The organism is Streptomyces sp. SID13726 (assembly GCF_010548375.1).
Taxonomy (GTDB): domain Bacteria; phylum Actinomycetota; class Actinomycetes; order Streptomycetales; family Streptomycetaceae; genus Streptomyces.
Genome location: NZ_JAAGLY010000003.1, coordinates 654765 through 680341, shown reverse-complemented (window position 1 = coordinate 680341; position 25577 = coordinate 654765). Strand labels below are relative to the sequence as shown.

The 25577-nt window shown below is 71.4% G+C and carries 20 protein-coding genes; 14 read left to right on the top strand and 6 right to left on the bottom strand.

Features of this window, described 5'->3' with window-relative positions:
- The first annotated feature begins 10 nt into the window (after nucleotides 1–10).
- Nucleotides 11–169 carry a hypothetical protein gene (locus G3I78_RS10360; protein ID WP_203614735.1) on the top strand — a complete coding sequence of 53 codons (159 nt, stop codon included), beginning with the start codon at nucleotides 11–13 and terminating at the stop codon, nucleotides 167–169.
- Between the two features lie 43 nt (nucleotides 170–212).
- Here G3I78_RS10360 and G3I78_RS10355 read toward each other — a convergent pair whose 3' ends face one another.
- Nucleotides 213–1391 (bottom strand): saccharopine dehydrogenase NADP-binding domain-containing protein, encoded by a 1179-nt coding sequence (locus tag G3I78_RS10355; RefSeq protein WP_164422688.1) that lies wholly within the window; start codon nucleotides 1389–1391, stop codon nucleotides 213–215.
- 230 nt (nucleotides 1392–1621) lie between these two features.
- Here G3I78_RS10355 and G3I78_RS10350 point away from each other — a divergent pair, with 230 nt between their 5' ends.
- The 6 genes from G3I78_RS10350 (at nucleotide 1622) to G3I78_RS10325 (ending at nucleotide 10087) form a co-directional block, all read left to right on the top strand.
- The gene (locus G3I78_RS10350) at nucleotides 1622–2758 is read left to right on the top strand and encodes a CaiB/BaiF CoA-transferase family protein (RefSeq protein ID WP_164422686.1); all 1137 of its coding nucleotides are present in this window, start codon (nucleotides 1622–1624) and stop codon (nucleotides 2756–2758) included.
- Nucleotides 2755–3897, top strand: a complete 1143-nt coding sequence (locus tag G3I78_RS10345) for an acyl-CoA dehydrogenase family protein (RefSeq protein WP_164422684.1) — start codon at nucleotides 2755–2757, stop codon at nucleotides 3895–3897. The genes G3I78_RS10350 and G3I78_RS10345 overlap by 4 nt, the downstream gene beginning before the upstream one ends.
- Before the next feature lie 41 nt (nucleotides 3898–3938).
- The gene (locus G3I78_RS10340; RefSeq protein WP_164422682.1) at nucleotides 3939–5153 is read left to right on the top strand and encodes an acetyl-CoA C-acetyltransferase; all 1215 of its coding nucleotides are present in this window, start codon (nucleotides 3939–3941) and stop codon (nucleotides 5151–5153) included.
- A 42-nt stretch (nucleotides 5154–5195) separates the two neighbouring features.
- Nucleotides 5196–7373: a 3-hydroxyacyl-CoA dehydrogenase NAD-binding domain-containing protein gene (locus G3I78_RS10335; protein ID WP_164422680.1), complete on the top strand. Its 2178-nt coding sequence runs from the start codon at nucleotides 5196–5198 to the stop codon at nucleotides 7371–7373.
- Nucleotides 7374–7660: 287 nt separating this feature from the next.
- Nucleotides 7661–9289 (top strand): thiamine pyrophosphate-binding protein, encoded by a 1629-nt coding sequence (locus G3I78_RS10330; protein ID WP_164422678.1) that lies wholly within the window; start codon nucleotides 7661–7663, stop codon nucleotides 9287–9289.
- Between the two features lie 57 nt (nucleotides 9290–9346).
- Nucleotides 9347–10087, top strand: a complete 741-nt coding sequence (locus tag G3I78_RS10325) for an IclR family transcriptional regulator (RefSeq protein ID WP_164422676.1) — start codon at nucleotides 9347–9349, stop codon at nucleotides 10085–10087.
- 151 nt (nucleotides 10088–10238) lie between these two features.
- Here the strand turns inward: G3I78_RS10325 and G3I78_RS10320 are convergent, their stop codons facing one another.
- The 3 genes from G3I78_RS10320 to G3I78_RS10310 form a co-directional block, all read right to left on the bottom strand.
- A complete protein-coding gene (locus G3I78_RS10320) occupies nucleotides 10239–11741 on the bottom strand; it encodes a sugar ABC transporter ATP-binding protein (RefSeq protein WP_164422674.1) in 1503 nt (500 codons plus the stop codon).
- 1 nt (nucleotide 11742) lies between these two features.
- Complete coding sequence (locus tag G3I78_RS10315) at nucleotides 11743–12804, bottom strand: sugar ABC transporter substrate-binding protein (RefSeq protein WP_164422672.1); 1062 nt, start codon at nucleotides 12802–12804, stop codon at nucleotides 11743–11745.
- Nucleotides 12805–13104: 300 nt separating this feature from the next.
- Nucleotides 13105–14133, bottom strand: coding sequence for an ABC transporter permease (locus G3I78_RS10310; RefSeq protein ID WP_164422671.1), 1029 nt, complete (start codon nucleotides 14131–14133; stop codon nucleotides 13105–13107).
- A 137-nt stretch (nucleotides 14134–14270) separates the two neighbouring features.
- Between G3I78_RS10310 and G3I78_RS10305 the strand changes: the two genes are divergently transcribed.
- The gene (locus G3I78_RS10305; protein ID WP_164422669.1) at nucleotides 14271–14996 is read left to right on the top strand and encodes an SDR family oxidoreductase; all 726 of its coding nucleotides are present in this window, start codon (nucleotides 14271–14273) and stop codon (nucleotides 14994–14996) included.
- Here G3I78_RS10305 and G3I78_RS10300 read toward each other — a convergent pair.
- Nucleotides 14973–15692 carry a MerR family transcriptional regulator gene (locus tag G3I78_RS10300; protein ID WP_164422667.1) on the bottom strand — a complete coding sequence of 240 codons (720 nt, stop codon included), beginning with the start codon at nucleotides 15690–15692 and terminating at the stop codon, nucleotides 14973–14975. The two genes, G3I78_RS10305 and G3I78_RS10300, sit on opposite strands and share 24 nt — an antisense overlap.
- Before the next feature lie 256 nt (nucleotides 15693–15948).
- Between G3I78_RS10300 and G3I78_RS10295 the strand changes: the two genes are divergently transcribed.
- Genes G3I78_RS10295 through G3I78_RS10285 form a run of 3 tightly spaced genes read left to right on the top strand, consistent with a single transcriptional unit; the run spans nucleotide 15949 to nucleotide 18857 of the window.
- On the top strand, nucleotides 15949–17415 hold the full coding sequence (locus tag G3I78_RS10295; RefSeq protein ID WP_164422665.1) for an amino acid permease: 1467 nt from the start codon (nucleotides 15949–15951) through the stop codon (nucleotides 17413–17415).
- A 45-nt stretch (nucleotides 17416–17460) separates the two neighbouring features.
- Complete coding sequence (locus tag G3I78_RS10290; protein WP_164422663.1) at nucleotides 17461–17949, top strand: macro domain-containing protein; 489 nt, start codon at nucleotides 17461–17463, stop codon at nucleotides 17947–17949.
- Nucleotides 17946–18857, top strand: a complete 912-nt coding sequence (locus tag G3I78_RS10285; RefSeq protein WP_164422660.1) for a PfkB family carbohydrate kinase — start codon at nucleotides 17946–17948, stop codon at nucleotides 18855–18857. Before G3I78_RS10290 ends, G3I78_RS10285 begins: the two co-directional genes overlap by 4 nt.
- A 39-nt stretch (nucleotides 18858–18896) precedes the next feature.
- On the opposite strand, the gene G3I78_RS10280 is transcribed toward G3I78_RS10285, so the two are convergent.
- Nucleotides 18897–20399, bottom strand: coding sequence for a M1 family metallopeptidase (locus G3I78_RS10280; RefSeq protein ID WP_164422658.1), 1503 nt, complete (start codon nucleotides 20397–20399; stop codon nucleotides 18897–18899).
- A gap of 161 nt (nucleotides 20400–20560) precedes the next feature.
- On the opposite strand from G3I78_RS10280, the gene G3I78_RS10275 reads away from it, so the two are divergent.
- The 3 genes from G3I78_RS10275 to G3I78_RS10265 all read left to right on the top strand — a co-directional run bounded on the left by G3I78_RS10275 (nucleotide 20561) and on the right by G3I78_RS10265 (nucleotide 25573).
- Nucleotides 20561–22546 (top strand): Xaa-Pro dipeptidyl-peptidase, encoded by a 1986-nt coding sequence (locus G3I78_RS10275; RefSeq protein ID WP_164422656.1) that lies wholly within the window; start codon nucleotides 20561–20563, stop codon nucleotides 22544–22546.
- Complete coding sequence (locus G3I78_RS10270) at nucleotides 22543–23784, top strand: M14 family metallocarboxypeptidase (protein WP_164422654.1); 1242 nt, start codon at nucleotides 22543–22545, stop codon at nucleotides 23782–23784. The genes G3I78_RS10275 and G3I78_RS10270 overlap by 4 nt, the downstream gene beginning before the upstream one ends.
- 88 nt (nucleotides 23785–23872) lie before the next feature.
- Nucleotides 23873–25573 carry a BCCT family transporter gene (locus G3I78_RS10265; RefSeq protein ID WP_164422652.1) on the top strand — a complete coding sequence of 567 codons (1701 nt, stop codon included), beginning with the start codon at nucleotides 23873–23875 and terminating at the stop codon, nucleotides 25571–25573.
- Nucleotides 25574–25577 lie beyond the last annotated feature (4 nt).

Sequence of the window (25577 nt, the reverse complement as noted above, 5' to 3'; positions counted from 1 at the left end):
GCTGTTCCGCATGACGACGCACCGCATGACCCACCGTTCCCCCAAGCCCCTCGCCGACCCGAACCGGCCCGTCGAGCGCGCGGTGAACGCCGCCCTGGTGCTCGGCGTGCTCGCGGGGCTCGGCTGGATCGTGGGGATGATCTACACGGTCGCGGGCTGGTCCTTCTGATGCCCGCTCAACGGCTCGCCGCCACCCGGAAGGTGATGCCCGCTCAACGGCTCGCCGCCACCCGGAAGGTGATGCCCGCGCGCCGCAGTCGTTCGATCAGCGCGTCGCCCATCGCCACCGCCGTCGTGACCTGACCGGCGGTCTCGGGGAGGTCGTCGAAGGCCAGCGACAGCGCGGACTCGGCGAACATCTTCGCCGTCTCGTCGTACCCGGGGTCGCCGCCCGCCACCTCGGTGAACACCCGCCGGCCACCGCCCTCGCCGACGAACCGCACCGAGAACCAGCTCTTGGCCCGCTTCTCGGCGCTCGGTCCGTCACCCGGCTTGACCCGGCCGGACAACCAGCGCCGGGCGGGCGGCAGTTGGGCCGCCGCGAACAGCGCGCCCACGGCCGCGACCCCGCCCACCGCGACGGGCAGCCGCCGTACGGCCGCGTAGTGGCGGTAGCGGAAGTCGGGCCCGTAGCGCTCCAGGACCTTCGCGGAGCGCTCGACGATCTGCGCGTCGATGGTCGGCAGCGGCAGGGCCCAGGCGCCGATCTCCTGCGCGTAGCGCGGGGTTCCGGTCGGTGCGGACGCCCGTCGGCCCACCAGCCGCGGCTCGTGCCGGCCCCGGTCCCGCGCGGCGGCGATCATCTGCCGGCCGCGCGCGAACTGGTTGAGCGCCGAGGCGAACGTCCCGCCCGAGAACATGGCGTCCGCGGTCACGAACCCGTCGACGGTCAGCGGCACGCCCTCCGGCAGCTGCCGGACCGTGAAGTACGCCCCCAGGTCGTGCGGGATCGAGTCGAAGCCACACGCGTGTACCATCCGCGCGCCTGTCTCACGCGCGCGTGCGTCGTGCCGGACGTACATCAGGTCCACGAACTCCGGCTCCCCGGAGAGGTCGAGATAGTCCGTACCGGCCTCGGCGCAGGCGGCGACCAGCTCCTCGCCGTAGGTCAGATAGGGGCCCACGGTGGTGGCCACCACGCGCGCGTGCCCGGCGAGCGCGCGCAGCGAGTCCGGGTCGGACACGTCGGCGGTGAGCACCCCGACCTCGGTGCCCTCCGGCAGCCGCTCGCGCAGCGCCCTGAGCTTCTCCTCGCTGCGGCCGGCGATCGCCCAGCGCAGCTCGTCCGGGCCGTGCGCGGCGAGGTACTCGGCGGTGAGCGTCCCCGCGAAGCTGGTGGCCCCGAAGAGCACGATGTCGTAGGGACGGTCCGACCTCTTCAGCCTGCTCATGACACTCCTGGATCCCACCGCACGCGCCGTTGTCGGTGGCCGAGGCTAGCGTGAGAAGTGCGGAGCCCGACGAGGGGGTGCGATGTGTGTGGAGCCGGACGAGGGGGTGCGACGGACGCTGACCGGCCGATAATTGGCTAAGCGCTTGCTCGCCCAGGTCTTGTGTCCACCGGACCGCTTTCTTAGCATCACTGGTGTTACATCAGTTGTGTCACGCCAATGGGGGCTGGATGACAACGGCAACGACGTCCGGGCACGGCCCGCTCGCCGGCGTGCGCGTGCTGGAGCTGGCCGGCATCGGGCCAGGCCCGTTCGCCGCCATGCTCCTCGCCGACCTGGGCGCCGACGTCGTCCGCGTGGACCGCCCCGGCGGCACCGGACTCGCGATCGACCCGGACTACGACGTCACCAACCGCAACAAGCGCTCGGTGATCATCGACCTCAAGGCCGCCGACGGCCCCGCGCGCGTGCTCGACCTCGCCGCCCGCGCCGACATCCTGATCGAGGGCAACCGCCCCGGAGTCGCCGAGCGCCTCGGCGTGGGCCCCGGGGACTGCCACGCGCGCAACCCCGCCCTCGTCTACGGCCGCATGACCGGCTGGGGCCAGGACGGACCGCTGGCCGACCGCGCCGGGCACGACATCGCGTACATCGCCCTCACCGGCACCCTCGGCATGATCGGCGAACCGGGCCGGCCCCCCGTCGTCCCCGCCAACCTCCTCGGCGACTTCGCGGGCGGCTCCCTCTACCTCGTCGTCGGCGTCCTGGCCGCCCTCCACCACGCGCGCGCCACCGGCACGGGCCAGGTCGTCGACGCCGCCATCGTCGACGGCACCTCCCACCTCACCGCGATGATCCACGGCATGACCGCCGCCGGCGGCTGGCAGGACCGGCGCGGCGCCAACCTCCTCGACGGCGGCTGCCCGTACTACGGCACCTACGAGACCGCCGACGGCAAATACATGGCGGTGGGCGCCCTGGAGCCGCAGTTCTACGACCGCTTCCTCGACCTGCTCGGCCTGCCCGGCTTCGCCGACGCCCGCAAGGACTGGACCCGCTGGGGCGAGCTGCGCGAGGCAGTCGCCGAGCGCTTCCGCGGTCGTACGAGAGACGACTGGACGGCCGTCTTCGAGGGCACCGACGCGTGCGTGGCCCCCGTCCTTTCGCTCCGGGAGGCCCCGCACCACCCGCACCTCGCCGCCCGCGGCACCTTCACCGAACACGGTGGCATCACCCAGCCCGCACCCGCGCCCCGCTTCTCCGCGACCCCCACGGCCGTCCGCACCGGCCCCGCCCGGCCCGGCTCAGGCACCGCCGATGTGGCGCGCGACTGGGACGCGCCGGAACTCCTGAAAGGCCCCGAATGAAGCGGCAGCTCTTCGCCCCCGAGCACGACGCGTTCCGCGCGACCGTGCGCGCCTTCCTGGCCAGGGAGGTCCTGCCGTACTACGAGCAGTGGGAGAAGGACGGCATCGTCTCCCGCGAGGCCTGGCGGGCGGCCGGCAAACAGGGCCTCCTCGGGCTCGCCGTCCCCGAGGAGTACGGCGGTGGCGGCACCGCCGACTTCCGCTACAGCGCGGTCCTCGCCGAGGAGTTCACGCGCGCGGGCGCCCCCGGACTCGCCCTGGGCCTGCACAACGACATCATCGGCCCGTACCTCACCGGCCTCGCCACCGACGAGCAGAAACGCCGCTGGCTGCCCGGCTTCTGCGACGGCTCCCTGATCACCGCCATCGCCATGACCGAGCCCGGCGCGGGCTCCGACCTCCAGGGCATCCGCACCCACGCCGAGGACCGGGGCGACCACTGGCTGCTCAACGGCTCCAAGACGTTCATCTCCAACGGGATCCTCGCCGACCTGGTGATCGTCGTCGCGAAGACCACCCCCGAGGGCGGCGCCCGCGGACTGTCTCTCCTCGTCGTCGAGCGCGGCACGGAGGGCTTCGAACGTGGCCGCAACCTCGACAAGATCGGCCAGAAGGCCCAGGACACCGCCGAGTTGTTCTTCCACGACGTGCACGTGCCCAAGGAGAACCTCCTCGGCGAGCGCGACGGCGCCTTCGTGCACCTGATGACCAACCTCGCGCAGGAGCGCCTGAGCATCGCCGTCGCCGCGATCGCCGCCGCCGAGCACCTCCTGGAGATCACCACCGAGTACGTCAAGGAGCGCGAGGCCTTCGGGCGGCCCCTCGCCACCAAGCAGCACATCCGGTTCGAGATAGCCGAGATGGCCACCGAGTGCGCGGTCACCCGGACGTTCCTCGACCGCTGCGTCGAGGACCACTCGATCGGGCAGCTCGACGCCGTCCACGCCTCCATGGCCAAGTGGTGGGCGACCGAACTCCAGAAGCGGGTCGCCGACCGCTGCCTCCAACTGCACGGCGGCTACGGCTACATGAGCGAGTACCCGGTCGCCAAGGCCTTCACGGACGGCCGTATCCAGACCATCTACGGCGGCACGACCGAGATCATGAAGGAGATCATCGGCCGTTCCCTGCTCGGCTGAAGGCTCTTCGGCCCGGCCGACCCTCATTGAAAGGCTTGCTTGTGAGCACCGAAGCGTACGTGTACGACGCGATCCGCACCCCGCGCGGCCGCGGCAAGGCGAACGGCGCCCTGCACGGCACCAAGCCCATCGACCTGGTCGTCGGACTCATCCACGAGATCCGCGCCCGCTTCCCCGACCTGGACCCGGCGGCCGTCGACGACATCGTGCTCGGCGTCGTCGGCCCGGTCGGCGACCAGGGCTCCGACATCGCCCGGATCGCCGCCGTCGCCGCGGGCCTGCCGGACACGGTCGCGGGCGTACAGGAGAACCGCTTCTGTGCCTCGGGCCTGGAAGCCGTCAACATGGCCGCCGCCAAGGTGCGTTCGGGCTGGGAGGACCTGGTCCTCGCGGGCGGCGTCGAGTCCATGTCCCGGGTGCCGATGGCCTCGGACGGCGGCGCCTGGTTCAACGACCCGATGACCAACCTGGCCGTCAACTTCGTGCCGCAGGGCATCGGTGCCGACCTGATCGCCACCATCGAGGGCTTCTCCCGGCGTGACGTCGACGAGTACGCGGCCCTGTCGCAGGAGCGCGCCGCGAACGCCATCAAGGACGGCCGCTTCGACCGCTCGGTCGTCCCCGTCAAGGACCGCAGCGGACTCGTCGTCCTCGACCACGACGAGTTCCCGCGCCCCGGCACCACCGCCGACTCCCTGGCCAGGCTCAAGCCGTCCTTCGCGGACATCGGCGACCTCGGCGGCTTCGACGCGGTGGCCCTCCAGAAGTACCACTGGGTCGAGAAGATCGACCACGTCCACCACGCGGGCAACTCCTCCGGCATCGTGGACGGCGCCTCCCTCGTCGCGATCGGCTCCAAGGAGGTGGGGGAGCGCTACGGCCTCACCCCGCGCGCGCGGATCGTCTCCGCGGCCGTCTCCGGCTCCGAGCCCACCATCATGCTCACCGGCCCCGCCCCCGCCACCCGCAAGGCGCTCGCCAAGGCCGGGCTGACCATCGACGACATCGACCTCGTCGAGATCAACGAGGCGTTCGCGGCCGTCGTCCTGCGCTTCGTGAAGGACATGGGCCTCTCGCTGGACAAGGTCAACGTCAACGGCGGCGCCATCGCGCTCGGCCACCCGCTCGGCGCCACCGGCGCGATGATCCTGGGCAGCCTGATCGACGAACTGGAGCGCCAGGACAAGCGCTACGGCCTCGCGACCCTCTGCGTCGGCGGCGGCATGGGCATCGCCACCGTCGTCGAGCGCATCTGACCCCCTCCCACGGATACGACGGATCACACGGAGCACTTCCACATGAGCACTCAGTCCACGGCCATCCGCTGGGAACAGGACCGCACCGGCGTCGTCACCCTCGTCATCGACGACCCGAACCAGTCCGCCAACACCATGAACCAGGCCTTCCGCGACTCCCTCGCGGTGGTCACCGACCGCCTGGAGGCCGAGAAGGACACCGTCCGCGGTGTCATCATCACCTCCGCCAAGAAGACCTTCTTCGCCGGCGGCGACCTGCGCGACCTCATCCGGGTCACCCCGGAGACCGCGCAGGAGCTCTTCGACGGCGGCCTCGCGATCAAACGCAACCTGCGCCGCATCGAGACCCTGGGCAAGCCGGTCGTCGCCGCGATCAACGGCGCGGCCCTGGGCGGCGGTTACGAGATCGCCCTCGCCTGCCACCACCGCATCGCCCTCGACGCGCCCGGCTCCAAGATCGGCTGCCCCGAGGTGACCCTCGGCCTGCTGCCGGGCGGCGGGGGAGTGGTCCGCACGGTCCGCCTCCTGGGCATCGCGGACGCCCTCCTGAAGGTCCTGCTCCAGGGCACCCAGTACGCCCCGCAGCGTGCCCTCCAGAACGGCCTGGTCGACGACGTGGCCACCACCCAGGACGAACTCCTCGCCAAGGCACGGGCGTTCATCGAGGCCAACCCCGAGTCCCAGCAGCCCTGGGACAAGCCCGGCTACCGCATCCCCGGCGGCACCCCCGCCAACCCGAAGTTCGCGGCGAACCTGCCCGCCTTCCCGGCCAACCTCCGCAAGCAGACCAACGGCGCCCCCTACCCGGCCCCGCGCAACATCCTCGCGGCCGCGGTGGAAGGCGCCCAGGTCGACTTCGAGACCGCGCAGGTCATCGAGGCGCGCTACTTCGTCGAGCTGGCGGCGGGCCAGACGTCCAAGAACATGATCCAGGCGTTCTTCTTCGACCTCCAGGCGGTCAACTCCGGCGCCAACCGCCCCAAGGGCGTGGAACCGCGTCAGGTCCGCAAGGTGGCCGTCCTGGGTGCCGGGATGATGGGCGCGGGCATCGCGTACTCCTGCGCCCGCGCCGGCATCGAGGTCGTCCTGAAGGACGTGTCACCGGAGGCGGCGGCCAAGGGCAAGGCCTACTCCGAGAAGCTCTGCGCCAAGGCGCTCTCCCGGGGCCGTACGACACAGCAGAAGGCGGACGCGCTCCTGTCCCGCATCACCCCGACCGCCGACCCCCAGGACCTGGCGGGCTGCGACGCGGTGATCGAGGCGGTCTTCGAGGACACGGCCCTCAAGCACAAGGTCTTCCAGGAGATCCAGCACATCGTCGAGCCGGACGCACTGCTGTGCTCCAACACCTCGACACTCCCCATCACCGCGCTCGCCGAAGGAGTGGAACGCCAGACCGACTTCATCGGCCTGCACTTCTTCTCCCCGGTCGACAAGATGCCACTGGTGGAGATCATCAAGGGTGAGCGGACGGGCGAGGAAGCCCTGGCCCGCGCCTTCGACCTGGTCCGGCAGATCAGGAAGACGCCGATCGTCGTCAACGACTCCCGCGGCTTCTTCACCTCCCGCGTGATCGGCCACTTCATCAACGAAGGGGTCGCGATGGTCGGCGAGGGCATCGAGCCCGCGTCGGTCGAACAGGCGGCCGCGCAGGCGGGCTACCCGGCCAAGGTCCTCTCCCTGATGGACGAACTGACGCTCACGCTCCCGCGCAAGATCCGCAAGGAGACCAGGCAGGCGGTCGAGGAGTCCGGCGGCACCTGGACGCCCCACCCCGCCGAGGCGGTCATCGACCGCATGGTCGACGAGTTCGGCCGCCCGGGCCGCAGCGGGGGCGGCGGCTTCTACGACTACGGCGACGACGGCAGGCGCTCCGCCCTCTGGCCGGGCCTGCGCGAGCACTTCACCCGCCCCGGCTCGGAGATCCCCTTCAGGGACATGCAGGAACGCATGCTCTTCTCCGAGGCCCTGGACACGGTCAGACTCCTTGAGGAGGGCGTCCTCACCTCGGTCGCCGACGCCAACATCGGCTCCATCTTCGGCATCGGCTTCCCCGGCTGGACCGGCGGCGTCCTCCAGTACATCAACGGCTACGAGGGCGGCCTCCCGGGCTTCGTGGCCCGCGCCCGCGAACTGACGGCCCGTTACGGTGACCGCTTCACGCCTCCGGCGCTGCTGGTGGAGAAGGCGGAGAAGGGGGAGCGGTTCGGGGACGCGTGAGAGGGAGTCTCGAACGCCGGGCTTGGGCTGTTCCAGCCCGTCCGGCGTTTGAGGACGAGGCCCCTTGAGGGCCGATGGGGGGGGTCTGGGGGCGCAGCCCCCAGGAGCGGCGGGGTCGAAGGGGCAGCAGCCCCTGGGGATGGGACGGGTAGGGGCGGCGGGGGCGAAAAAAGCCCGGCACCAACCCATACCGCTCAGCGACACGCCCCCCTTGCCGCCCCACCCCCACCTCCCCGACGCTGGCCAGCGAGCCGGTCGCACCTTCCCGCCCCCACGGAGGAGCCCCCATGCGTCACCGCCCCGCCCTCGCCGTCCTGGACATCCTCCGAGACGAGGGCGTGGACCGAATCTTCGGCAACCCCGGCACCACCGAACTCCCCTTCCTCGCCGCACTCGCACAGCAGGACAACGCCCCCGAGTACGTCCTGGGAGTACACGAGGGCTCCGTCGTGGCCATGGCCGACGGCTACGCGAGAGCCACCGCCCGCCCCGCCTTCGTCAGCCTCCACATCGCGGCCGGCCTCGCCAACGGCCTCATCGGCCTCCTCAACGCCCGCCGCTCCCGCACCCCCTTGGTGGTCACCGCAGGCCAGCAGGACCGCCGCCATCTCCAGCAGGACCCCATGCTCTCCGGCGACCTCATCGGCCTGGCCACCCCGGCGGTGAAGGCGACGTACGACATCCAGCACGCCCGGGACCTCCCGCTGGCCCTCCGCAGAGCCTTCGCGCTGGCCCGACGCCCGCCCGCGGGCCCGGTGTTCCTCTCGATCCCCATGGACCTCCTCCAGGAGGAGACGGAAGTGGAGATCCCGCCCCGCACCCCCACACCCCCGCTGGGCCCGGCCCCCGGCATCGAACGCGCCGCGTTCCTCCTGGGCTCGGCGGCCCGCCCGGCGATCGTCGCCGGCGACGGAGTGGCCCGCGAGGACGCGCTGGGCGCGTTGATCCGCACGGCCGAGACCTGCGGCGCGCCGGTCCACCACCAGCCGATGGCGGACGCGCTCAACTTCCCGACCACGCACCCCCTCTACGCGGGCATGCTGCCACCCCGCCACGACGCGATCCGCGCCGCCCTGGCCGCGTACGACACCGTCCTGATCGCGGGCGCCCACGCCTTCACCCCCCACCACTACACCCCGGGCCCCGCCCTGCCGCCCGGCCTCACGGTCGTACAGCTGGACTCCGACCCGGACGAGATCGGCCGCAACTTCCCGGCCGACACCGGTCTCGTGGGCGCCCTCGGCCCCTCCCTGCACCGTCTGGCGGACCTGCTGCGCGACCGGGTGCCCGAACACACGGCGAAGGCCCGCGTCCTGCGCGCCGGTGAACAGCACACCGCGGACCGCGAGCGTGCCGACGCCGCGGCCCGGGCCGCCTACTCCCCGGCGCCGCTGGCTCCTTGGGCCGGCGCCCACGCCGTGGCGAGCGCGCTGCCGCCGGACGCCGTGGTCGTCGAGGAGGCGATCACCGTCGGCCTCCTGCTCCGCCGGCACGTACGGCTCGAAAGCCCCGGCAGCTACACCCACACCGTCGGCGGCGGCCTGGGCTGGGGCATCGGCGCCGCCGTGGGCCGTTCCCTCGCCGAACCGCACCGCCCGGTCGTCGCGGTCCTGGGCGACGGCTGCACCCTCTTCGGCCTCCAGGGCCTGTGGAGCGCGGCCCGCCAGCACACCCCCGTCCTGTTCGTGGTGATGAACAACGGCGTCTACCGCACCCTCCAGGACACCTACCGGGCGATGGGCGTTGAGGGCCCCTGCCCCGGCACCGAACTGGGCCCCCTGGACTTCACCCGGGCGGCCGCCTTCTTCGGCGTCGACGCGACACGGGCGGAGAGCGCGACCCATCTCGCCGAACTCGTCGCCGGAGCGGGCGAACTCACCGGGCCGCTCCTCGTCGACGTACCGCTGCGGGGATAGCGGACTCACAGGAACCGGCGTCTTGTCACCCCGCCCGCCCGGGTCGATCATCGGTCCATGACGGACGGTCGGCCGCCGAAGTCGGTGCTAGCCCGCGGAGCCGCGCTGCTGCGTGTCTGCGGCGAGTCCGACACCGCCCTCTCCCTCGCCGAAGCCGCCCTGCGCACCGGCCTGCCGAAACCCACCGCGCACCGGCTGATCGGCGAACTGGTCCGGCTCGGGCTCGTCGAGCGCACCGGGGAGGGCGGCTACCGTGTCGGGCTCGCGCTGTTCGTGCTGGGCCAGTCGGCGCCGTCCGTGCGGGAGTTGAGGGACGCGGCGCTGCCGTACCTCGGCGATCTGCACGAGGCGACCCACGAGAACGTCCACCTGGCCGTCCCGGACGGCACCGACACCCTGTTCCTGGAGAAGGTCACCGGCCGCCGCGCCACCCCGATCGTCTCCCGCACCGGTGGTCGGCTTCCCGCCCACTGCACCGCCACCGGCAAGGTCTTCCTCGCCCTGGACCCCAGCCCACCGGGCCGCGCGCTGCCCCGGCTGACCCCGCGCACCCTGGTCCTGCCCGGCCAGTTGGCCCGCGACCTCGCCCGCACCCGGGCCCGTGGCTACGGCGTCAACCTGGAGGAGGCCGAGATCGGCGTCTCGGCGGTCGCCGCCCCCGTCTACGCGCGGGGCCCCGACTCCCGCCCGGTCGCCGCGATCTCCGTCACCGGCGGCACCCGACGGCTCGACATGGACCGCATCGGCGCCCGCGTGTGCGCGGCGGCACGGGCACTGACGAGAACCCTGTCGGCCTGACACCCACCAGAACCCTGTCGGCCTGAACTCACCAGGACCCTGCTTGTCTGAAACCGACCAGCACCCTGCCCGTCTGATACCGACGAGCACCCGCCGGTCCGAAACCCACCAGCACCCTGCCGGGCCTGAACCAGCCCCGGCCCGGGCCCGGTCACTCCGGTTCGTCGGCCGCCCCCTGCTGCATCGCCACCGCCAACGCGTGCTCGGTCAGCCGTTCCCCGTGCACCTCACCCACCAGCCGCCCCCGCACGAACACCAGCACCCGATCGCAGATCTCCGTCAGCTCCGCGAGATCCGTCGACGCCAGGAGTACGGCCGCCCCGCCCGCCGCCAACTCGCCGACGATCCGGTGCATTTCGCTCCGTACGCCGACGTCGACGCCCCGGGTGGGATCGTCCAGCACCACGATCCTCGGCTCCGTCGCCAGCCACTTGGCGAACACGACCTTCTGCTGGTTGCCGCCGGACAGCCGGGCCGTTACGTCGTAGGGCCCGCCCCGCAGTCGCAGACGCTCCGTCAGATCTCGTGTGTGCCGCACGAGTTCGGACCGGGACGGCATGAACCCGCCCCGCCCCAGCGCCAGCCAGCTCACCGCGGTGGTGTTCTCCCACACCGTACGGTCCACCATCAGCCCGTACCGCTTGCGGTCGCTCGGCACGAAGGCCACGCCTGCCCGCACCGCCGCCCGCAGCGAGTGCGGCAGGCCCCGGCCGCCCTCGTCCACCCGGCCCGCCGAGACGTCCGCGCGCCCGCACACCACCTCCAACGCGTCGAGATGGCCCGCCCCTTGGAGCCCGGCGACCCCGACCACCTCACCCGCCCGCACGGTGAAGGTCACGTCGGCGAGCCGGCCCGGCACGCTCACCCCGGACAGCACCACCGGCGGCGGCAGATCGACCGCGGCCCGCGCCCTTCGGGCCGGCTGCTCGGGCCGTCCGCCGAGCATCGCCGTCACCAGCTCGGGCACGTCCACCTCCTCCCGGCGCACCCCCGCCAGAGCGACCCGGCCGTCCCGAAGCACGGTCACCCGCTGGGCGATCCGCATGACCTCCTCCAGGAAGTGGGTGACGTACAGGACGGCGATGCCCCGCCCGGTGAGCGTGCGCAGCACCTGTTCGAGGCGGTCGACGGCGGTGGCCGGGAGCGCCGAGGTCGGCTCGTCCAGGATCAGCAGGCGCGGGCGGAGCAGCAGGGCCCGTGCGATCTCCGTCAACTGCTGGTCGGCGAGCGGGAGTTCGCCGAGTTCGGTGTCCAGGTCGACGTCGAGTCCCAGTTCCGCGAGAACGGGCCGGGCCGCCCGGTCCATGGCACCCCGGTCGAGCAGTCCGAAGCGGCGCGGCGGACGGTACGGGAAGAGGTTCTCCCGCACGGACAGGTCCGGGAAGAGGCTCAACTCCTGGGACACGGTCGCGATCTGGGCGTCCTCACCTGACTCCGCCTCACCCGACTCCATCCCGCCCGACTCGACCGTGCCTTCGTCCGGCGCGAGCGACCCGGACAGTATCCGTACCAGGGTCGACTTGCCCGCCCCGTTCTCACCGACCAGCGCGTGCACCTCGCCACCCCGCAGCCGGATGCCGGCCCCGTCCAACGCCCGTACGCCGCCGTACGACTTGACCAGGTCCCGCGCCACCAGGATGTCGCCGTACGTCATCTCAGCGGGCGTCCTTGAGCGGCTTCATCTGCGCGCCCTGGTCGCCGAGGAGCTTGTCGATGGTCGGCGTGTACCAGTCGTAGGCCGCCTTCGCCGACTTCTGGCGGGCGATGATCTCGTCGATGTTGGAGGAGTCGACGACCCCGCCGGGGGAGAGGAACCAGCCGTCGGGCAGCTTGCCGTCCTTCTCGCGCACCGACTCGATCAGGATCGCGGTCGACAGATAGCCCTTGAGGAAGTGCTGCGGGTCGATGGTGACGAAGTTCGAGCCGTCCTTGACCGCGTCCAGGGTCTTCGGGTCGACGTCGAAACCGGCGGTCAGCCACTTGCCGTTCTCCGCCTTCTTGATCTTGGCGAGGTTGTAGCTGTCGGCGTCCCCGACGCCGAGGAAGGCGAGCGCGTTCGGGTGCGCGTTGACCTGCGCCGACCAACTGCTGTAGTTCTGCCCGGGATCGCTGTACGTCTGGAAGGGCCCGACCACCTTCACCCCCGGCGCCTCCTTCCTGAACGTGTCGGCGATCCCCTTCGCCCGGTTGTCCAGCACCGGCGTCCCCGGGTTCGGCACCCCGATGGCGACCTCGCCCTTCGGATCGGCGCCGAGCCGCTTCAGGGCCTCCTTGGCCATCAACTCGCCCAGCGCGTAGTTGTCGTTGCCGACGTAGAAGCCCACCTTGCTGCCGTCGGTGGGGGAGGTGTCCAGGGCGACGATCGGGATGCCCTTGTCGACGGCCTGCGCTGCGGGCCGGGTGAAGATCGGCGGATCCAGGTTCTCCAGCACGATGCCGTCTTTGGCCCGCGTGGTCAGGTTCTGGAACAGCTGCACCTCGGCGGGCCCGTCCGTGTTGGGCGGCCCCACGGCCTTGAAGTCGACATCCCCCGCGTGGCTCGCGGCGCTCTCCGCGCCCAGCACCATCTCGTGGGCGAAGTTGAGCGAGATGTTGGCGACCGCGATGCCCATGCTCAACTTGTCGCCCTTGCCGGAACCGCCGCCCCCACAGCCTGCGGCACCGACCAGCAGCAGCGCACCGAGCGCCGCGGACACCGTACGGAATCGGGGTTGCATCACGGCCTCCAGGTTTGGGGGGTGTCGTTCGGATCAGTCCGGCGTCGCGGGGGCTGGCACGCACTCCCCCACAGCCTCAAGGGCGCGGGGGACCCCCAGCGGCGTTGTCGTCGGTCGCCGACTCCCCCACGCTCGAAGCAACCTCGCGCGGGAGGGGCCCCATCGCGTCGCCCGCCGCGGCAGCGGCTGATCGACACGGCTCCTCCGCCTCGCAGCCGGCACGCACCAGACCCCGCTCGGCTCCGCCGGGACGCACCGTTCCTCACAGCAGCCGACCTGATCCAAACGACACCCCCCAGGTCACTTGCGACGGCGTCCACCGCGCCGCAGCGCGCTGTCGGCCGCGACCGCGACGAGGATGACCCCGCCGGTCGCGAACGACGTCCAGTTGATGGGGACTTCGAAGAAGACCAGCCCGGCGGCGACGACCGAGAGGATCATCGCCCCCGCCACCGCGCCGACCACCGAGCCCCGGCCGCCGACCAGCGGGGTGCCGCCGATGATGCAGGCGGCGATGGCCTGGAGCTCGTAGCCCTGGCCGAGGGTCGGGTCGCCCGCGCCGTAGAAGGCGAGGGCGAGGGTGGCGGCGCACGCCGTGGTCAGGCCGGACAGGGCGAGGGCCTGGACGCGGGTGCGGACCACCGGGATACCGCTGAAGGCGGCCGCGTCCGGGTTGGAGCCGATCGCCCGCACCCGGGCCCCGAACCGGGTGCGGGCGAGCACCACCGCCAGGACGACGACCACCGCGAGCAGTACCCACAGCGCGAACGGCACCCCGCCGGGGTCGCCGCCCGCGAAGGTGAAGAACGAGTCGTCCAGCGGCAGATCGGTGATCTGCTTGCCGTCGGCGAGGGCCAGGCCGACACCCCGGAAGAGCAGCAGCGTGCCCAGCGTCACGATGAACGACGGCAGCGCGAGGACCGTCGTGACCAGCGCGTTGAACACGCCGGCGGCGATACCGGTGGCCAGCACCACCGGCACCGCCAGCCAGGGCGCCGTCCCGTCCCGGATCAGCAGCGCCCCGACGACCAGGCACATGGCGTAACTGCCGCCCACCGACAGGTCGACCTCGCGCATGGCGAGCGCGAAGACCATCCCGCACGCCATCAGTGAGATGTAGACCGAGTTGTGGGCCGTCGACAGCAGGTTGCCGGTGTCGAGGAAGTCCGGGTACGGGATGCCGATCCCGGCGATCAGCAGCCCCAGCACCAGCAGCACACCCAGCTCGTCCCGCACCAGCCGGCGCGGCGACGGACGCGACCGGCGCCGCCCGCCGGCCTGTTCGCGGGCGCGCTCGGCGTCGTCCACGGCACGCTCGGTCTCGGTCATCGGGCACGGCTCCCGTAGCAAGCGGCTGCTGGCATCGCCCCGCAGCGTCGACGCCACGGACCCGGGCGGCAACAGCGGCGTTCCAGCGAGTGGAATGCGCCCTTGCCGCGCGCCTGACGGGTCGTCACACTCGGCGCATGGAGACGCGTACCGCCCTGGTGACCGGAGCGGCACAGGGCCTCGGACGGGAGTTCGCCGTCGCGCTCGCCGGGCGCGGCTACCGGGTCGCGGGACTCGACCTGGAACCGCAGTCGGAGACCGCCGAACAGATCCTGGACTACGTGGAGTTGGTCGGGGACGCCACCGACCCGGGCGCGGTGGAGGAGGGCCTGGAACAGATCGTCGACCGGTTCGGCACCCTGCACGTGGTGGTCAACAACGCCGGTGTGTACCCGGCGAAACCCTTCGAGGAGACCACGCTCGAGGACTGGCGCCGGGTCATGCGGGTCAACCTGGAGGCGCCGTTCCTGGTGACGCGTGCCGCGCTGCCGTATCTGAAGGCGGCCGGGTGGGGCCGGATCGTCAACATCGCCTCCGCGGCCGTGCTCACCGCACCGCCCGCCATGGTCCCGTACGTCTCCTCGAAGATGGGCCTGATCGGCTTCACCCGCTCGCTCGCCGCCGCCGTCGCGCCCTACGGCATCACGGTCAACGCCATCGCGCCCAGCATGGTCCGTACCGCCACCGCCGAGCGGACGGTGGGCGCGGACGGCGGCTTCGAGCAGGTGCGTTCCGGACAGGTCGTCGAGCGGACGCAGGAACCGGCCGACCTGGTCTCGACGCTCCTCTACGTCGTCGACAAGGGCAGCGACTTCCTCACCGGGCAGACCCTCAACGTGTCAGGAGGCTCCGCCTACCTCTGACGTCCACTCCCGAAGCTCCTCCTTCAGGGACCGCTGAAAGGTCGTCAGCAGGGCCTGGACGACGAGCGGTTCCATGTGCGCGGACAGCGACTTGACGTCCTGCGCGTCGCGTTGGGCCACCTCGCCCCGGAACAGCTGCGACAACTCGCGCGCCGCGGCCCGGGAGTGCTCGATCAGCACCTTCCGCGACGCGAGGATCGCCTCCTGCGACAACGGTACGTCGAGCAGCCCGACACCGAGCCGCAGCAGCCCCAGGTCGACCCGGTAGGCGTCGCCGTCCCGCCGGACCACGTCCATCGCGGCGAGCCGCTCCAGCTCGTCGTCGCCCAGCGCCCGCCCCGCCCGCCGCCGGAGCTCGTCGGGGTCCATCCGCTCCACGACGTCCGGTGCCCAGGAGGCGACCACGGCCCGGTGGATCGCGAGGTCGTGGGCGCTCAGCTCGGCCGGCAGCTGCTGCATGTACCGCTCGATCGCCGCCAGCGTCATGCCCTGGTGCTGGAGCTCCTCGATCAGCGCCAGTCGGGCCACGTGCTCAGGGCCGTAGTGACCGACCCGGCGCGGACCGATCACCGGTGGTGGCAGCAGCCCCCGGGTGCCGTAGAAGCGGACCGTGCGGACCGTGACCCCGGCCCGCGCGGCCAGCTCGTCGATCGTGAGGGCCGGCTCCTCGGTGCCGGTGGGGGTGTCGGTCGTCATGTGCAGCAGTATCGCTGTCTCACCACTGCTGTGACACCCGGTGCGGCCAGTCGTCGATCATCCGTCGATCAGACGTCGCTCAGGCATCGATCAGGCGAGAAGCCCCCTCTGTGACATGTGCCACCGCATGTGCCGTGCCGCGCGGGGAAGGCGAGCCCCTGGCCTGTGCCTCTCGCCAGGAGGCACAGGCCGACGTACGTCCGAAAGCCCGAGCGGGACCCGCCGGGGCGCAGCGCACCAGAGAGTGGAACGACCCGTGAGCAAGGACGCCGTGCACTCGGCACAGGCCGCCACCCGCACCGACGCGGCCCAGGTACCCGCGGACGCGGGCGACGCCGGCTACAGCAAGGACCTCAAGGCCCGCCACGTCAACATGATCGCCATCGGCGGCGCGATCGGCACCGGCCTCTTCCTCGGCGCCGGAGGACGCCTCCACACCGCGGGCCCTGCGCTCGCCCTCGCCTACCTGGTCTGCGGGATCTTCGCCTTCTTCGTCGTCAGGGCGCTCGGCGAGCTGGTCCTGTACCGCCCCTCCTCGGGCTCCTTCGTGTCGTACGCGCGTGAGTTCCTCGGCGAGAAGGGCGCGTACGTCGCCGGCTGGATGTACTTCCTGAACTGGTCGACGACCGGCATCGCCGACATCACCGCGATCGCGCTCTACACGCACTACTGGAGCCTGTTCACCGACATCCCGCAGTGGACGCTGGCGCTGATCGCCCTCGCCGTGGTCCTCGCCGTGAACCTGATCTCGGTGAAGATCTTCGGCGAGCTGGAGTTCTGGTTCGCGATCATCAAGGTGGCCACGCTCGTCGGCTTCATGCTGATCGGCATCTTCCTGCTGGCCACGCGGCACGAGGTGGGCGGGCAGACCCCTGGTGTCGGCGTGATCATCGACAACGGCGGTGTCCTCCCGCACGGCGTCATGCCGGTCGTCCTCGTCATGCAGGGCGTGATCTTCGCGTACGCCGCCCTCGAACTGGTCGGTGTCGCGGCGGGCGAGACGGCGGAGCCGGAGAAGGTCGTCCCGCGCGCGGTGAACTCGATCATGTGGCGCGTGGGCCTCTTCTACGTCGGCTCGGTCGTCCTCCTGGCCCTGCTCCTGCCCGGCTCGGTCTACTCGGCCGACGAGAGCCCCTTCGTCACGGTCCTCTCGAAGATCGGCGTCCCGGCGGCGGGCGACGTGATGAACCTGGTGGTCCTGACGGCGGCCATGTCCTCCCTGAACTCGGGCCTGTACTCCACGGGCCGCATCCTGCGCTCCATGGCGACGGCGGGCTCGGCCCCGAGGTTCACCGCCCGCATGAACCGCAGCCAGGTCCCCTACGGCGGCATCCTGCTCACCTGCGCCGTCTGCGTCCTCGGTGTCGGCCTCAACTACCTCATGCCGAGCCGGGCCTTCGAGATCGTGCTGAACGTCGCCTCCCTCGGCATCATCAGCACCTGGGTGATCATCATGATCTGCCACCTGGTCCTCGTCCGCCGCGCCCGCGCGGGCCTGCTGACCCGCCCGTCCTTCCGCCTCCCCTTCACCCCGTTCACCGAGATCACCACGATCGCCTTCCTCCTGGCCTGTCTCGGCATGATGGCCAACGATCCCGAGGTCGGCCGCAAGACCCTCCTCCTGGTCCCCGTGATCGCGGCCCTCCTGGTCGCGGGCTGGTTCGGCGTCCGCCGCAGGGTGTCGGACACGACGGACCGCGAACTGACCGACCTCACGCACTGACCACTGACCGACGCCGTTGTCAGTGCCGGCCTCTACGGTGGGGTCATGGGGGAGATCAAGTACGTCCAGGGCGACGCCACCGTCCCGTCGGTGAAGGGCGTCAAGCTGATCGCGCACGTCTGCAACGACCTCGGGGGCTGGGGCAAGGGCTTCGTGGTCGCGGTCTCGCGCCGCTGGCCCGAACCCGAGGCCGCGTACCGGGCCTGGCACCGGGAGCGCGCGTCGAACGACTTCGGGCTGGGCGCCGCCCAGTTCGTGCGGGTCGAGCCGTATGTGTGGGTGGCCAACATGGTCGGGCAGCGAGGCACACGAAGCGGCAGCAAGGGCGTGCCCGTGCGGTACGAGGCGATCGACGCGGCCCTCCGCAAGGTCGCCGTGAAAGCCGTCGAGCTCGGGGCGTCCGTGCACATGCCGCGGATAGGGTGCGGGCTGGCCGGCGGGAAGTGGTCCCGCGTGGAGCCGCTGATCATCGGGCGACTGGTGGAGCCGGGCCTGGCGGTCACCGTCTACGACCGTGGGGAGAGCGGGAGTTGACCAAGGACATCGACGTCCTGGTGCTGGGCGGAGCCGGTGTGGACACCATCGTCCACGTCCCCGAGCTGCCCCTGCCCCACGCCGACAGCTACATGATCGACTCCGGTATCCGCACCCGTGCCGGACAGACCGGCGACTTCGTGGCCGTAGGGCTCACCGCCCTCGGCCTGACCACCCACCACCTCGACTTCCTCGGCGACGACCCCGAGGGCGACCTGGTCCGCACCCTGCACAGCGACCGGGGCATCGTGCTCACCGCCGTCCCCCAGCCCGCCGGCACCAAGCGGGCCGTGAACCTCGTCGGCCCCGACGGCAGAAGACTCTCCCTGTACGACACCAGCCGGGCCCACCCCGACGACCGGTTCCCGGCGGACACCCTGCGTCCCCTCGCCGAGGCGAGCCGGCACATCCACGTCTCGATCACCCACCCCTGCGCCCACGCCCTCCCCGTCCTCCGGGACACCGGCGCCACCCTCTCGACCGACCTCCACGACTGGGATGGCGAGAACCCCTACCACGAGCCCTTCGCCCTCGCGGCCGACGTGGTGTTCCTGTCCGCCGCCGCCCTCACCGACCCCGAGCGCACCCTGCGCGACATCGCGGGGCGCGGCCGTGCCGGGATCGTCGTCGCCACCGCCGGAGCCGAGGGCGCGTACCTGCTCGCGGACGGCACGCTGACCCACGTCCCACCGGTCACCCCGCCCGCCCCCGTGATCGACTCCAACGGCGCGGGCGACGCCTTCGCCGCCGCGTTCCTCTTCGGCCACCTCTCCGGCGAACCCCCGCGAAGGTGCGCCCTCTACGGCGCGCTGGCCGGCGCCCACGCCTGCACCGTGCCGTCCACGCGGACCGACGCGATCACGAGGGACACACTGCTGGCCCGCGCGACCCGCGGCCCGAGCCGGTAGGAGCGGCCCCGTCCCGCAGGCCGGGACCGCTCCAGAGCCCTACTCCCCGTGCACGTCGTTCGTCGCCGCGATCTTCTTCCACGACCTCGGCCGCACCGGCGCCTCCGACGCCTCCGACGCCTTCGCGATCGACGCACCCCGCGCGGCGGGCGCCCCCGGCTTCGACGGCTGGAACAGCCACGTGTCGAACAGCGCGGCCAGCGGCTGCCCGGACACCTCCTCGGCGTACCGCTGGAAGTCGGCCACGGACGCGTTGCCGTACGCGTACTTCTGCGGCCACCCCTTCAGCACCGCGAAGAACGCCTCGTCCCCGATCTCGTTCCGCAGCGCCTGGAGGGCCAGCGCGCCGCGGTCGTAGACGGCGATGTCGAACTGGTTCTCCGGCCCGGGGTCACCCGGCTTCACCGTCCAGAACGCGTCGTCGGCCGGGTGCGAGTCGTACACGTAGTCGGCGAGTTCCTGTGCCGTCCCCTCGCCCTCGTGCTCGGACCACAGCCATTGGGCGTACCGGGCGAAGCCCTCGTTGACCCAGATGTCCTTCCAGCCGCGCACGGACACGAGGTCGCCGTACCACTGGTGGGCCAGCTCGTGCACGACCACGGAGGTGTTGGAGCCGTTCGCGAACTGGCGCGGGCTGTAGAAGGGCCGGGTCTGGGTCTCCAGCGCGTACCCGGTGTCCGTGTTCGGGACGTATCCGCCGAGCGCGTCGAAGGGGTACGGCCCGAAGTACCCGCTCAGCCAGTCGGCGATCTCCCCGGTCCGCTCGACGCTCGCCCGCGCGGCCCCGTAGTTGGCCCCGAGGTCCTTGCTGTAGGCGTTGACGACCGGGATGCCGCCGTCGGTCGTCCCGGTCGTGACGTCGAACCGGCCGACGGCCAGGGTCGCCAGATACGTGGCCTGCGGCTTGTCGGACCGCCAGTTCCAGCGGGTCCAGCCGAGCCGTGAACTCGTCGACTGGAGCGTGCCGTTGGAGATCGCCTGGCTGCCGTCGGGCACCTGGACCGACACGTCGTAGGTCGCCTTGTCGAGCGGGTGGTCGTTGCTCGGGAACCACCACCAGGCCGACTCGGGCTCGTTCGCCCCGACCCCGCCGTCCGGAGTGCGGTGCCAGCTGGTGAAGCCGTACGCCTGCTTGGAGGAGGGCACCCCGCGGTAGCGGACCACCACCGTGATCTCGGTGCCCTTGGCCAGCGGCGTTCTCGGCGTGATCTCCAGCTCGTGCTCGCCCGAGGCGGTGAACGACGCCTTGGAGCCGTTGACCCGCACCTCGCTCACGTCGAGGAGAAAGTCCAGATCGAAGCGGGACAGATCCTGTGTGGTGCGCGCCAGGAGGGTGGCCGTGCCCTCCAGTTCGTCCGTCGCCGGCTGGTACTTCAGCCGCAGGTCGTAGTGGGAGACGTCGTATCCGCCGTTGCCGTAGTCCGGGTAGTAGGGGTCGCCGATGCCCGGAGAGCCGGGGGAGGAGGTCGCTGCCGACGCTGGGATCGCCAGCATCAGGGAGGCCGCCGCGAGCGCGCCCGGTGCGATGAGTCTGCGGTGCACGAAAGCTCCAAGTCGTGGGGGCATGAAGTCTGTTCGCAGCCTATTCACCACCTGTGAGCTGCGTGTGTCCATGGTCGCCCCTGTCACACGATCGCCATTCGGCCGACATGGTCCCAAGAGGCCCTCTTTTGTGCGGGAGTTGACCGCAGTACCGTCCGCGCATGTCGACAAGAACGCGCTTCACGATCTGGAGACCGCTCGCGACGGCCGCCGCGGCCACCGCCGCCCTGCTGGCCACCCTCCTCGCACCCGCGACCGCACAGGCACAGCCCCAGGCGGCGCCGGCGAAGACGCGGGAGAGCCAACCGGTCTACTCGTACGGGAACGCCGTCCGCGAGGCCGTCTGGGTGGACACCCGCCTCGACGGCGACGGCGACGGGAGGACCGACCGGGTCGCCGTCGACGTCGTCCGGCCCCGCGAAGCTGCCCAGCAGGGCCGCAAGGTGCCGGTCATCATGGACGCGAGCCCCTACTACTCCTGCTGCGGGCGCGGCAACGAGAGCCAGCTGAAGACGTATGACGCCCAGGGCGATGTCGTCCAGATGCCGCTGTTCTACGACAACTACTTCGTGCCCCGCGGCTACGCCTTCGTCGGCGTCGACCTCGCCGGCACCAACCGCTCCGACGGCTGTGTGGACGTGGGCGGCCGCTCCGACATCCAGTCCGCCAAGGCAGTGGTCGACTGGCTCAATGGCCGGGCCACCGCCTACACGAGCCGCACCGGCACCGCGAAGGCCAAGGCCACCTGGACCAACGGCCGCACCGGAATGATCGGCAAGAGCTGGGACGGCACCATCGCCAACGGCGTCGCCGCCACCGGAGTCGAGGGCCTGAGGACCATCGTCCCGATCAGCGCCATCTCCACCTGGTACGACTACTACTTCTCCAAGGGCGCTCCGCTCTACGACTCGGGCCCCGACTGGCTCTCCGACTACGTCGACAGCCCCGACGCCCGCGCCAGGTGCGCCGCAGTCCAGCAGAAACTCGTCGACCAGGCGCCCCGCACCGGCGACCGGACCCCGCTGTGGACCGAGCGCGACTACGTGAAGGACGCCAAGAAGGTCAAGGCCAGCGTCTTCGCGGTGCACGGCATGCAGGACCTCAACGTCCGTCTCCAGCACCTCGGCCCGTGGTGGGACGCCCTCGCGAAGAACGGCGTCGAGCGCAAGATCTGGCTCTCCCAGACCGGCCACGTCGACCCGTTCGACTTCCGGCGCGCGGAGTGGGTGAACACCCTGCACCGCTGGTTCGACCACGAACTCCTCGGCTACGACAACGGCATCGACCGCGAGCCCATGGCCGACATCGAACGCCACCCCGACCAGTGGGTCACCTCCAAGTCCTGGCCCCCGCGCGGCACTTCCGCGGCCACGCTGCGCCCCGCGAAGGGTTCCCAGCCTGGCGTCGGCACCCTCGGCCTCGGCAAGGCCAAGGGCACCGAGACCTTCACCGACGACCCGGCGCTGAGCGAGACCGACTGGGCCGCGCAGATCGACACCTCGACCCCGGGCAAGGCGGGCTTCACCACCGGCACCCTGAGCAAGGACCTCCGCCTCTCCGGAGCCTCGAAGGTGACCGTCACGGCGACCCCGACCACCTCCACGGCCCACCTCTCCGCCGTGCTCGTGGACCTCGGCCCCGACACCATCCGTGACTACGCGGCCGGCGGCGAGGGCATCACCACGCTCACCGACCGCACCTGCTGGGGCTTCAGCACCACCGGCGACAGCGCCTGCTTCAAGGAGACCCGGGCGCAGACCGCCGCCGTCGACTACACGGTCGTCAGCCGTGGTTGGGCCGACCTCGGGAACTACGCCTCGGACCGCAAGGGCGTCCCGCTCACCCCGGGCAGGGCCTACACCATCACCCTCGACCTGGGCACCACGGACCACGTCGTCCCGGCCGGCCACCGTCTCGCCCTGATCGTGGCGGGCACCGACAAGGACCTCATCGACCCGCCGTCCACCAAGCCCACGCTCACCGTCGACCTGTCCCGCACCTCGGCCCGCGTCCCGCTGGTCGGCGGCGCGTCCGCGTTCGCGCACGCCACGAAGGGCGCCGAGACCGTCGTACCGGACAAGGCCACGCCGCTCGACGGCGTCCGGGCCCCGCGCACCACGCAGCGCGTCCCGCGGGAGGCCCGATGATCCGGGCACTCACGACGGCGGCCGCCGCCACGGCCCTCCTCGTCACGGCGACCCCGGCGCTCGCGGCCACGGAGAAGCCGCCCCGCACCGGCTTCGAGAAGTCGGCGGGGGCCCGCTGGACGGGGGAGACCGAGGAGCGGGACTTCCTGGCGGCCGTGGACCGGGGCAGCCCCCGGGTCTCCGTCGACCGCATCGGTACGACGAAACAGGGCCGTCCCCTCCGGCTCGTCCAGGTCGGCGCCCGCCACGCCCCCACCAAGGTCCTCCTCGTGTGCAGCCAGCACGGCGACGAGCCCTCCGGCCGCGAGGCCTGTCTCACCAAGATCCGCGACCTGGCCTACGCGAAGGACGCCCGCACCCGGCGCTTCCTCGACCGCACCACCGTGCTGGTCGTGCCCACCGCCAACCCGGACGGCCGGGCCGCCGACACCCGAGGCAACGGCGACGGCGTCGACATCAACCGCGACCACCTGGCCCTGGCCACCGCGGAGGCCCGCGCCATGGCGGCGGTCGTCCGCGACCGGCAGCCGGACGTCATCTACGACCTGCACGAGTACGGCGCCACCCCGCCCTACTACGACAAGGACCTCTTCGACCTCTGGCCCCGCAACCTCAACACCGACGAGGCCGTCCACGACGAGGCCGAGACCCTGTCCCAGGCGTACGTGCGCCCCGCCGCGCGGAAGTCCGGCTACACGACCGGCACGTACGGCATCTGGACCGACCCGGTCACCGGCGACCCGATCAGACAGGTCGCCGGTGACGGCCAGGAACGCATCCTGCGGAACATGTCCGGCGTCAAGCACGCGATCGGCCTGCTGATCGAGAGCCGCGTCGAGCCGCTCGCCGCCACCGGCGAGGCGGCCAACAACCGGCGCCGGGTCGATTCCCAACTGGCCGCCCTGAAAGGCCTGTTCGGCTTCACCGACGAGCGTCGCGGCCGGATCGAGAAGGCCACCACCGAGGCCCGTCACCGGCCAGGCACCGGCCCGGTCTATCTCGGCGGCGCCGACAACGACCCGCCCGAACCCGCCGAGGTGATCCAGGACCCGCCCTGCGGCTACCGGCTCACCGACGCCCAGTACACGGAGGTGAAGGACGAACTCGCCCTGCACGGAGTGCGGACCGAGGGCACCTACGTGCCGCTGAGGCAGCCTCTGCGCGCCCTCGTCCCGCTGCTCCTCGACGCACGTGCCCCGTACCACCTCACGGCCGCGGAGCCCGACACCGGCTGCTGAATCGGTCGAGATCTGCGGCACCTGTGGTAGGTCCTGGGGAACTGTGTGAAAACCGGCGTATCCACCGCCCCAGGGGAAGGTGCCGCAGATGACTGAAGACGTGAAGAAGAGAGGCGGCCGGGAAGGCCCCGCGGGCATTCTCGGCCAGCAGACCGACCGGGTGGTGTTCGGCGTCACCGCCGCCGTCACCGTGGCCTTCGTGATCTGGGGCTGGGCGGCGACGGACTCGCTGGAGGACGTCTCCACCACCATGCTCAACGGGCTGATCCACAACGGCGGCTGGGCCTTCATGCTGGCCGCCTCGTGTTTCGTGGTCTTCGCGCTCTGGCTCGCGATCAGCCGCTACGGCCGTATCCACCTCGGCGACGAGGGCGAGGAACCCGAGTTCAAGACCGTGTCCTGGGTCGCGATGATGTTCAGCGCGGGCATGGGCATCGGCCTGATGTTCTACGGCGTCAGCGAACCGCTCTCGCACTACACGACCCCGCCCCCGGGCACGAACCCCGCCGGCTCCGGTGAACGCATGGAGACGGCGATGGCGACGACCCTCTTCCACTGGACGCTGCACCCGTGGGCGATCTACGCGGTGGTCGGACTCGGCATCGCCTACAGCACCTTCCGCAAGCGCCGGCGCCAGACCATCAGCGCGGTCTTCACCCCGCTGATCGGCGAGAAGCACGCGAACGGCACCGCGGGCCGGGTGATCGACATCCTCGCGATCATCGCCACGATCTTCGGCTCCGCGGCCTCCCTCGGCCTCGGCGCCCTCCAGATCGGCTCCGGTTTCCAGGAACTGGACTGGATGGACCACGTCAGCACCGGACTGCTCGTCGCCATCATCGCGGTGCTGACCCTGGCCTTCGTCGCCTCGGCTGTCTCCGGCATCGAGCGGGGCATCCAGTGGCTGTCCAACACCAACATGGTGCTCGCCCTGATCCTCGCCGTGTTCGTGTTCGTCGCGGGCCCCACGATCATCGTCCTGGACCTGCTGCCCACCTCGATCTTCTCCTACCTCGGCGACCTGCCCGAGCTCGCGGGCCGCACCGAGGCCAGCGGCGGCAAGGGCGTCGCGGACTGGCTCGGCAGCTGGACCGTCTTCTACTGGGCGTGGTGGATCTCCTGGACGCCCTTCGTCGGCATGTTCATCGCCCGTATCAGCCGCGGCCGCACCATCCGCCAGTTCGTCGGCGGTGTCATCCTCGTGCCCAGCACCGTCAGCCTGGTCTGGTTCGCGATCTTCGGCGGTACGGCCATGAAGCTGAAGGAGGGCGGCGCGCTCGGCGGCGAGGACACCCCCGAGGGCCAACTCTTCGCCGTCCTCCAGGAGTTCCCCATCGCGACCGCCACCAGCCTGCTGGTGATGATCCTGGTCGGCATCTTCTTCGTCTCAGGAGCCGACGCCGCGTCCATCGTGATGGGCACGCTCTCCCAGCGGGGCGCCCTCGAACCCGGCCGGTTCGTCGTCGTGTTCTGGGGCGTGGTCACCGGAGCCGTCGCCGCCATCATGCTGCTCGTCGGCAGCGGCCAGGGCGACGCCCTCACCGGCCTCCAGAACCTCACGATCCTGGCCGCCGCGCCCTTCGTCCTGGTGATGATCGGCATGTGCGTGGCCCTCATGCGCGACCTGCGCAGGGACCCGGTCATCGTGCGCGGCGAGATGGGCTCCGAGGCCGTCGAACTCGCCGTGATCGAGGGCCACAAGAAGTACGACGGCGACTTCGGCATCCAGGTCGGCCCGGGCCCCGGCACCGAGACGGAGGGCGACCCGCTGGGCCACGACCACAGCTGAACCC